8 protein-coding genes and 1 pseudogene are annotated in these 8,814 nt (G+C 65.2%); 7 read left to right on the top strand and 2 right to left on the bottom strand.

The window, feature by feature from the left end:
• The coding region (locus tag VN047_RS05110) for a putative bifunctional diguanylate cyclase/phosphodiesterase (RefSeq protein ID WP_325540679.1) at positions 1 to 1,658 on the bottom strand (1,658 nt) is incomplete at its 3' end.
• Positions 1,659 to 1,906: 248 nt separating this feature from the next.
• Here VN047_RS05110 and ffh point away from each other — a divergent pair.
• From ffh to VN047_RS05130, 4 genes and pseudogenes are all read left to right on the top strand, one after another.
• Positions 1,907 to 3,352: a signal recognition particle protein gene (ffh, locus tag VN047_RS05115; protein ID WP_325540681.1), complete on the top strand. Its 1,446-nt coding sequence runs from the start codon at positions 1,907 to 1,909 to the stop codon at positions 3,350 to 3,352.
• A gap of 41 nt (positions 3,353 to 3,393) precedes the next feature.
• Positions 3,394 to 3,870: pseudogene (rpsP, locus tag VN047_RS05120) on the top strand (30S ribosomal protein S16); the annotation flags it as partial.
• A gap of 228 nt (positions 3,871 to 4,098) precedes the next feature.
• Positions 4,099 to 4,593, top strand: a complete 495-nt coding sequence (rimM, locus tag VN047_RS05125; protein WP_325540683.1) for a ribosome maturation factor RimM — start codon at positions 4,099 to 4,101, stop codon at positions 4,591 to 4,593.
• 151 nt (positions 4,594 to 4,744) lie between these two features.
• Positions 4,745 to 6,262 (top strand): serine hydrolase domain-containing protein, encoded by a 1,518-nt coding sequence (locus VN047_RS05130; protein ID WP_325540685.1) that lies wholly within the window; start codon positions 4,745 to 4,747, stop codon positions 6,260 to 6,262.
• 67 nt (positions 6,263 to 6,329) lie between these two features.
• Here VN047_RS05130 and VN047_RS05135 read toward each other — a convergent pair whose 3' ends face one another.
• A complete protein-coding gene (locus tag VN047_RS05135) occupies positions 6,330 to 6,533 on the bottom strand; it encodes a hypothetical protein (RefSeq protein WP_325540687.1) in 204 nt (67 codons plus the stop codon).
• Positions 6,534 to 6,633: 100 nt separating this feature from the next.
• On the opposite strand from VN047_RS05135, the gene VN047_RS05140 reads away from it, so the two are divergent.
• The 3 genes from VN047_RS05140 to rplS are packed head-to-tail and all read left to right on the top strand — an operon-like array spanning position 6,634 to position 8,671.
• A complete protein-coding gene (locus VN047_RS05140) occupies positions 6,634 to 7,554 on the top strand; it encodes a LysR substrate-binding domain-containing protein (RefSeq protein ID WP_325540689.1) in 921 nt (306 codons plus the stop codon).
• Positions 7,551 to 8,297: a tRNA (guanosine(37)-N1)-methyltransferase TrmD gene (trmD, locus tag VN047_RS05145; protein ID WP_325540691.1), complete on the top strand. Its 747-nt coding sequence runs from the start codon at positions 7,551 to 7,553 to the stop codon at positions 8,295 to 8,297. Before VN047_RS05140 ends, trmD begins: the two co-directional genes overlap by 4 nt.
• Positions 8,294 to 8,671: a 50S ribosomal protein L19 gene (rplS, locus tag VN047_RS05150; protein WP_037513643.1), complete on the top strand. Its 378-nt coding sequence runs from the start codon at positions 8,294 to 8,296 to the stop codon at positions 8,669 to 8,671. Before trmD ends, rplS begins: the two co-directional genes overlap by 4 nt.
• Positions 8,672 to 8,814 lie beyond the last annotated feature (143 nt).

The raw sequence follows: 8,814 nt of genomic DNA on the forward strand, positions 1-8,814 counted from the left end.
CTCATCATCCTGTTCATCCAGAAGCGGCCGCGCGGTCTCTTCGCACTCAAGGGAAGGGCGATCGAAGCATGATTACCGGCTTCCTCCTGCGCGCGCAGCAGGTCGCGTTCGGCGAGCAGGCGGTCGGTCTCGGCGGCTGATGCGGCGCGGCCGAAATACCAGCCCTGTCCTTTGGAACAGCCCAGCCGCGTCAGTTCGATCGCGGTTGCCTCGTCCTCGACGCCTTCGGCGGTGATCGGCATGGCGAGGCTTTCGCCGAGCCGCACGATCGCGACGACGATCGCCTGTGCATCGGGGCTGCCGCGCATCGCGGCGACGAAACTGCGGTCGATCTTGATCCGGTCGAAGGGCAGGGCCCGCAGATGCGACAGCGAGCTGTAGCCGGTGCCGAAATCGTCGAGGCTGAGTGACACGCCCTGATTCTTGAGGCTGGTGACGATCGAGCGAACCAGCGGCAGGTTTTCGAACAGCGAGCTTTCGGTGATCTCGACCTCGAGCTGAGCTGCCGGGAAGCCGACCTCGACCAGCAGTTTGGTCAGCTTCTGGCTGAACCACGGATCTTTCAGCTGCTGCGGCGAGATGTTGACCGCGAGCATGATCGACGGGTCCCAGCGCTTGGCGACCTCCATCGCCTCGCGGATCACCTGCAGCGACAGCTCGCCGATCAGTCCGCTTTCCTCGGCAATCGGGATGAAGCGTTCGGGCGGGATCATCCCGTATTCGGGCGATTCCCAGCGCATCAGCATTTCGAACCCCAGCAAGCGGCCGGTGGCAATGTCGACCTGCGGTTCGAAATGCGGAATGAATTCGCCGCGCGGCATGCCGTCACGGATGCCGGTTTCGATCTGGTTGCGGACCTGCACTGCCATTTCCATGCCGGTTTCGAACCAGATATGACGGTTCCGGCCTTCGCCCTTGCAGTGATACATGGCGATGTCGGCCTGGCGAACCATCGTTTCCATCGTCACGCTCGCATCGTCGGCCAGCGCAACGCCGAGCGATGCGCTGATACGGATATGCTGGCCGTCGTGGGCGATCATATTGTCGAGCGCCGCGACGAGTTCGGCGGCGAGCGCGTCGATGTTGGCGCGCGCGGCGGGTTCGAAAACGAGCATCGCGACGAATTCGTCGCCGCCCAGCCGTGCCTTGGTCGCATTGGGCGGCAGGATCGCCGAAATGCGCTCGGCCGCGACCTGCAGCACGCGATCGCCGGCGACATGACCGTGGATGTCGTTGACGGTCTTGAAATGGTCGAGGTCGAGCAGGAACAGCGCGACCTGGCGTTTCTCGGCCACGGCCTTCGCGATCTGCCGCTGTCCGGCGGCGAGCAGCGCCCGCCGGTTGAGAAAACCGGTCAGCGGATCGGTGTCGGCAAGGTAGCGCGCGCGCTGCTCGGCTTCGGTCCGTTCGCGAATTTCGCGGTTGAGGTCTTCATAGCGGCGCCAGCCGAACAGGATCAGCGCGACGTTCAGGACCAGCGTCGCGGCGAGCACCCGGTCGGGACCGCCGCCGAGGCCGACAAGCGTGTTCACCACCGCCTGCATCACGGTGCTGCCCGTACCGACGAACAGCAGGATGGCGGCGACAATGATGCCGCCCGCCACGATGTCGCGCCTCGCTCCCTCGCTGCGGTCGGGCCGCTCCGCGATCATTGCCATATGAATTTCCCCCACCATCGCCGCCTCATGCGCGCGAAGCGGTGAAATTTGCGTTAAGTGGCCGCTGCCCGCGCCGGCTTGCCTTGATCCGCATATTTGTGTAGAGGCCGCCGCGTCCGCGCGCATCTTGCGTTCGGGCATATCGACATCCGCGACGGAAACACTGTCCACGGATACCGCTGGTTGGCGAGGTTTCGCTCACCGGCGTGTTTTGCGTTGCGGTGGACGAGAAGGGATTTGAAGGCGCCATGTTCGACAGTCTGTCAAACCGGCTGAGCGATGTTTTCGGGAAGCTCCGCGGCCGCGGCGCGCTGACCGAGGCCGACGTGCGCGCCGCGATGCGCGAAGTGCGAATCGCCCTGCTCGAGGCTGACGTCGCGCTGCCCGTCGTGCGCAGCTTCGTCGACCAGGTCACCGAACTCGCGATCGGCCAGAATGTCCTGCGCTCGGTCACCCCGGGGCAGCAGGTGGTCAAGATCGTCAGCGACGCGCTGACCGAAATGCTCGGTTCCGAAACCGCCGAGCTCGACCTCGCCGTCACCCCGCCCGCCGTCATCATGATGGTCGGCCTGCAGGGTTCGGGTAAAACAACGACGACCGCGAAGATCGCGAAGCGGCTCAAGGAAAAAGAGCGCAAGAAGGTGCTGATGGCGTCGCTCGACGTCAACCGCCCCGCCGCGCAGGAACAGCTTGCCGTCCTCGGCACGCAGATCGACGTCGCGACCCTGCCGATCGTGGCGGGCCAGCAGCCGGTCGAGATCGCGCAGCGCGCGCTCCAGGCCGCAAAGCTGCAGGGCTTTGACGTGCTGATGCTCGACACCGCGGGCCGTCTCCACGTCGACCAGCAACTGATGGATGAGATGCAGGCGGTGTCGCGCACGGCGAACCCCGCCGAAACCCTGCTCGTCGTCGACAGCCTGACCGGGCAGGACGCGGTGCAGGTCGCGCAGCGCTTCACCGATCAGGTGCCGCTCACCGGCGTCGTGCTCACCCGCATGGACGGTGACGCGCGCGGCGGTGCCGCGCTCTCGATGCGCGCGGTCACCGGCAAGCCGATCAAGTTCGCGGGCACCGGCGAAAAGCTCGACGGGCTCGAACTCTTCCAGCCCTCGCGCATCGCAGGCCGCATTCTCGGCATGGGCGACGTCGTCAGCCTCGTCGAGCGCGCCGCCGAAACGATCCAGGCCGAAGAGGCCGAGGCGATGGCGGCGAAGATGGCCAAGGGCCAGTTCGACCTCAACGATCTCCGCACCCAGCTCAACCAGATGCGCCGCATGGGCGGCCTCGGTGCACTCGCCGGCATGATCCCGGGCATCAAGAAGGCACAGGCGCAGATGGCGGCGGGCGCCGCCGACGACAAGATGCTCATCCACTTCGACGCGATCATGGGCTCGATGACCCCCAAGGAACGCGCGAAGCCCGAAATCCTGACCGCGAAGCGCAAGATCCGCATCGCCAACGGGTCGGGCACCACGGTCCAGCAGGTCAACAAGGTGCTGAAGATGCACCAGGAAATGGCCAGCGCGATGAAGAAAATCCGCAAGATGGGCGGGCTCAAGGGCCTCGGCGCGCTGTTCGGCAAGGGCGGCGGCATTCCCGGAATGGGCGGTATGGGCGGCGGCGGCCTCCCCGGCCTCGGCGGAGGCGGGTCGATCCCGCCCGAACTCGCCAATTTGATGAATAAAAAGAAGTAATTACACCTGAATTTGAACGTTAAACTCTGAAGGAAAATATCATGGCTACCTCCATTCGCCTGTCGCGCGGCGGCTCCAAGAAGCGCCCCTATTACAAGATCGTCGTCGCCGATTCGCGCAGCCCGCGCGATGGCCGCTTCATCGAGCGTATCGGCAGCTACAACCCGCTGCTCGCCAAGGACAATCCGGAGCGCGTCAAGCTCGACGGCGAACGCGCCGCGCATTGGCTGAGCGTCGGCGCCCAACCGAGCGATCGCGTTGCCCGCTTCCTCGACGCCGCCGGCATCAAGGAACGCGCCGCGCGCAACAACCCCAACAAGGCAGTCCCGGGCGAAAAGGCCAAGGAACGCGCCGAAGAAAAGGCCCAGAAGCTGGCTGACGCCGAAGAAGCCGCAGCAGCCGCTGCCGCCGCTCCGGCGCCCGAACCCGAAGCGGTCGAAGAAGCTGCTCCGGTTGAAGAAGCTGCCGCCGAAGCGCCCGCCGCTGAAGAAGCCGCCGCTCCCGAAGCTGCCGAGTCGGACGCAACCGGTTCGGTGAAGAGCGAAGCGACCGCCGAAGCCGTCGCCGAAGCCGTCGCCGACGAAACCCCGGCCGATGCCACCGCCGAAGACGCGACCGCGATGGCCGAACAGGCTGCCGAAGGCGGCCCGGCCGAAGAAGCTCCGGCCGCTCCGGCTGCTGAAGAAGCTGCTGCCGAAGAAGCGCCTGCTGAAGAAGCCGGCGAAGAAAAGGCCGAAGGTTAAGCCTTGGCCGACGCAAACCGCCCCGTCACCCTCGCCGCCATCGCCGGCGCACACGGGGTGCGGGGCGAGGTGCGTCTCAAACTGTTCGGCGAAGGCGCGGAGGCTCTCCGCGCCTTTTCCGTTTTCGACGCGGGCGACCGCCGCCTGACGTTGAAAATGGTGCGTCCCGCCAATCAGGGCGCGGTCGCGACCTTTGCCGAGGTCACCGACCGCAGCGGCGCCGAAGCCCTGCGCGGCACCGTGCTCACGGTTCCGCGTTCGGCGCTGCCTGCGCTCGGCGAAGGCGAATATTACCACCACGACCTCATCGGCCTGCCGTGCATGTCAACCGACGGCACCGCGATCGGTCATGTCGCCGCGGTCGAAAATTTCGGCGCGGGTGACATCCTCGAAATCGAGAAACCCGACCGCAAGCGCTTCATGGTCCCGATGACCGCGCAGGCGGTGCCGGCGTGGAACGACGACGGCGTCACCATAAACGGGGCGTTCGTCGAATAACGGACATTCCCATCCTTTAATCGCCACCCCGGGGCCCCGCTTTTCGGTGTCCCGGAAACCGAAGCGGGGTTGACCTCCAGAGCGGGACCCCGGATCAAGTCCGGGGTGACGAACAGGGAATTGTTGCGTCATCCTTTCGGGGAGGGTCGTAATGCGCATGAAATCGGGTCTTGTTCTTGCCGCCATCCTTGGCACCTCCAGTCCCGCTATCGCACAGCAATCCGCTCCCGAAACCCTCGACCGGCTCGTGCCCGAAATCGACGCGCTCTTCGCAAAATTTCAGGCCGATCAGCATGTCCCCGGCGTCGTCTATGGCATCGTCAAGGACGGCAAGCTCGCCTATGTGAAGGGCATCGGGGTCCAGAATATAACCGACAAGCGCGCGGTGACCGCCGACAGCCTGTTCCGCATCGCGTCGATGACCAAGGCGTTCACCGCGCTGTCGATCCTGAAACTGCGCGACGACGGCAAGCTCCGCCTCGACGACCTCGCCGAGCAATATGTGCCCGAGATGAAAGGCTGGACCTATCCGACGACGGACAGCCCGCGCATCCGTATCCGCGACCTGCTCCAGCATGTCGGCGGCTTCGTCACCGATGATCCGTGGGGCGACCGGCAACAGGTCTTGCCGCACGATGCGTTCGCGAAAATGATCGCGGCGGGCGTGCCGTTCAGCCGGGTGCCCCAAAGCCAGCACGAATATTCGAACTTCGGCTACGCGCTGCTCGGCCGGATTATCACCAACGCGTCGGGCATGCCCTACACCGACTATGTCCGGCAGACGATCCTGACGCCGCTCGGCATGACGAGCAGCGGTTATGACGCGCCCAAGGCCCCGAAGGCACGCTACGCGCTCGGCTATCGCTGGGAAAATGAACGCTGGTCGCCCGAGCCCGAAATGATCGACGGCGCGTTCAACAGCATGGGCGGGCTGCAGGTCAGCGCGAACGACTATGCGAAGTGGGTCGCCTTCCTGCTCTCTGCATGGCCCGCGCGCGACGATGCAGACACCGGCCCGGTAAAAAGGTCGACGGTACGCGAGATCGCGCAGGGGCTGAACTTCGTCTCGGTCGCGAACCGCATCGGCGCGAGCGGCGCGACCGCATGCAAGCAGGCCGCCGCCTATGGCATGGGCTGGCGCGTCGCGCAGGATTGCGACCTCGGCCTGACATTGGCGCACGGCGGCGGCTATCCGGGATACGGCAGCCATGTGATGCTGATGGCGGACCATGGCGTCGGCGTCTTCGCGCTGTCGAACCGCACCTATGCCGGCCCCTCGGGCCCGTCGTGGGACACTGCGGTGCTGATGGATGCAGCAGGGTTGCTCGAAACGCGCGCCGTTCCGGTATCGCCCGGCATCGCGCAAATGTTCGGCGCCGTGCGTGCCGCCTATGCCGCGGGCAATCTCGGTCCGCTCGACGGCAAGCTCGCGATGAATTTTTTGCTCGATCGTTCGGCCCGGAACTGGACCGCCGAATTCGCAAGGCTGAAAGGGGAAGTCGGCGAATGTCCCGCCGCCGCCCCGCTCGCCCCGATGGGCGCGATGTCGACCGCCTTCCGGCTCGATTGCGACAGGGGTCAGCTCGACGGTCTGTTGCTGCTCGCGCCGACCGCGCCCCTGACGGTGCAGGCGCTCCGCCTCCGCGTCGTCACACCCGAAGGATCCTGAGGCGGTTCGGGGTGAGGCTTTGCAAGGGACGCCTCACCCCGGTCCGTCATGGCCTCCGGCAAGGATGTCAGCGCGCACGGCTGCGCGGGGCCATGCCGCACCGTGCCGCGGCGCGGGTGAAGAAACTGTCTTCGCCGGGCGCGCTCGCCGGACCCATATATTCGCCAAGGCGGCGAAAGGGGGTCGCAAGCCATTTGATGGCGCGGGTGATATCGGCACTGAAATGATCGTGGCCGTCATTCCAAACGCGCATGAACTGCTCGTCTTTCATCGTTCATCTCCTTTCGCTGATGGTCGATAAATGCACGCTCGCGCGCCGCGCCGCCAACAAAAGGCGTAGATCATATCATAAGCTCGCCTTATAAGGCGCCATGCCCAAGCTGCCGCCTCTTGCCGCCGTGCGTACCTTCGAAGCCGCAGGCCGTCTGCAGAATTTCTCGCGCGCGGCCGAAGAACTCGGGATGACGCAGGCCGCGGTCAGCTATCAGGTCCGCCAATTGGAGGACCGGCTCGGCCGCGCGCTGTTCGTGCGTGAAAAGGGGCGGGTGCGCCTGTCCGAAACGGGGCAGCGGCTGCTCCCTGCGATATCGGGCGCCTTCGCCGCCATGGGCGACGCCTTTGCCGCCCTGGGCAGCGACGAGGCCGACGTGCTGACGATCGACACAATGACCACCTTCGGCGGTACCTGGCTCAGCTCGCGTATCGGCGGCTTCCAGCTCGCCTATCCGGATCTTGCGGTACGCATGTCGATGAACAACGAACTGGTCAATTTCGACGCCACCGACATCGACGTCGCCATTCGCGTCGGCCGCGGGCACTGGCAGGGCCTTCGCGCCGACTTCCTGTATCGCAGCCACATCACCCCGATTTGCGCGCCGGCCTTTCTGAAGGCCAACCATATCGAGCGCCCCGAAGATCTGCTGCATGTTGACCGGCTCGCGCCCAATGATCCATGGTGGGCCGGCTGGTTCGCCGCCGCGGGCGTCGATACCGTTCCCCCACCGCAACGCCGCGGTATCGAGCTCGACAGCCAGCTTCAGGAAGCGAGCGCCGTGCAGGGCGGCTACGGCATCGCGCTGATGACGCCGCTGCTCTGGCGCGCCGAACTCGACGCGGGGCGGCTGGTCCGGCCTTTCGACGCCCTCTATCAACCCGGAACCGCCCATTATCTCGTCCACCGCGAAAACAGGGTCGGGGTACGCAAGATCGAACGCTTCCGTGAATGGCTGCGCGCCGAACTGGACAAGGATCGCCACCTGCTCCCCGACGCGCTATGGGAGCCGCTGCCATGAGTTTCACCGCCGTTCCCCTGACGCTCTATCCCGACATGTTTCCCGGCCCGCTGGGGCACAGCATCGCCGGGCGCGCGCTCGAAAGCGGGACATGGCATTGCGCGCCGGTGCAGATTCGCGACTTCGCGACCGACAAGCACCGCACCGTCGACGATACGCCCGCGGGCGGCGGCGCGGGGATGGTGCTCAAGGCCGACGTGCTCGGTGCCGCGATCGACCATGCTGTGGCGGCGCATACCGAGCTTCCGATCCTTGCGATGACCCCGCGCGGCACGCCGATCACGCAAGCGCGCGTGCGCCAGCTTTCGGCGGGTCCGGGGGTCATCATCCTCTGCGGACGCTTCGAGGGATTCGACGAACGTATCTTCGACGCGCGGCCGATCGAAGAAGTGTCGATGGGCGACATCATCCTGTCGGGCGGCGAGATGGGGGCGCTGCTGCTGCTCGACGCTTGCATTCGCCTGCTTCCCGGCGTAATGGGCGCGGCTTCTAGCGGGGACGACGAATCGTTCGAAAACGGTTTGCTCGAATATCCGCACTATACCCGACCCGTTAACTGGGAAGGGCGCACGATCCCCGAAGTGCTGCGATCGGGGGATCATGCGAAGATCGCAGCCTGGCGGAAACAACAGGCGGAAGATCATACACGGTTACGCAGGCCGGACCTTTGGGAGCGCCATGAGGGCGCTCGGGCCCGACCTGCCTCTGGCGCGCGGCGAAAAGAAAAGGACCAGAGGACATGAACCTCATCCAGACGATCGAAGCCGAAGAAATTGCCAAGGCAGCAAAGACCATTCCGACGTTCCGTCCCGGCGACACGCTGAAAGTCGGCGTGAAGGTGGTCGAAGGCGAACGCACCCGCGTCCAGAATTTCGAAGGCGTGTGCATCGCACGCTCGAACAAGGGCATGGGCTCCAACTTCACCGTGCGCAAAATGTCGTTCGGCGAAGGTGTCGAGCGCGTGTTCCCGCTCTATTCGCCCAACATCGACTCGATTACCGTCATCCGCAAGGGTGCCGTGCGTCGTGCGAAGCTTTACTATCTTCGTGGCCGCACCGGTAAATCGGCGCGTATTGCGGAGCGCCGCGAATACCGGTCGGAAGCCGGCGAAGGCTAAGGAGAGCTTCTCTCACCCAAAGCCGAAACAGCTTTCAAAAACGACCGGTTCCGCCAACAGGCAGAGCCGGTCGTTTTCTTTTGGGCAAAGCGAATTTCATGCAGCAGTCCGTCCTCCCGTTCCAGCCGACGCGGCGCGCCTTT

This window comes from Sphingopyxis sp. (assembly GCF_035565275.1).
Lineage (GTDB): Bacteria > Pseudomonadota > Alphaproteobacteria > Sphingomonadales > Sphingomonadaceae > Sphingopyxis.

What these genes read in the sequence shown, in the direction of transcription:
- VN047_RS05135 (WP_325540687.1), bottom strand. Translation starts at nt 6,533, where the DNA reads ATGAAAGACGAGCAGTTCATGCGCGTTTGGAATGACGGCCACGATCAT.
- ffh (WP_325540681.1), top strand. Translation starts at nt 1,907, where the DNA reads ATGTTCGACAGTCTGTCAAACCGGCTGAGCGATGTTTTCGGGAAGCTC.
- trmD (WP_325540691.1), top strand. Translation starts at nt 7,551, where the DNA reads ATGAGTTTCACCGCCGTTCCCCTGACGCTCTATCCCGACATGTTTCCC.
- VN047_RS05140 (WP_325540689.1), top strand. Translation starts at nt 6,634, where the DNA reads ATGCCCAAGCTGCCGCCTCTTGCCGCCGTGCGTACCTTCGAAGCCGCA.
- VN047_RS05130 (WP_325540685.1), top strand. Translation starts at nt 4,745, where the DNA reads ATGCGCATGAAATCGGGTCTTGTTCTTGCCGCCATCCTTGGCACCTCC.
- rplS (WP_037513643.1), top strand. Translation starts at nt 8,294, where the DNA reads ATGAACCTCATCCAGACGATCGAAGCCGAAGAAATTGCCAAGGCAGCA.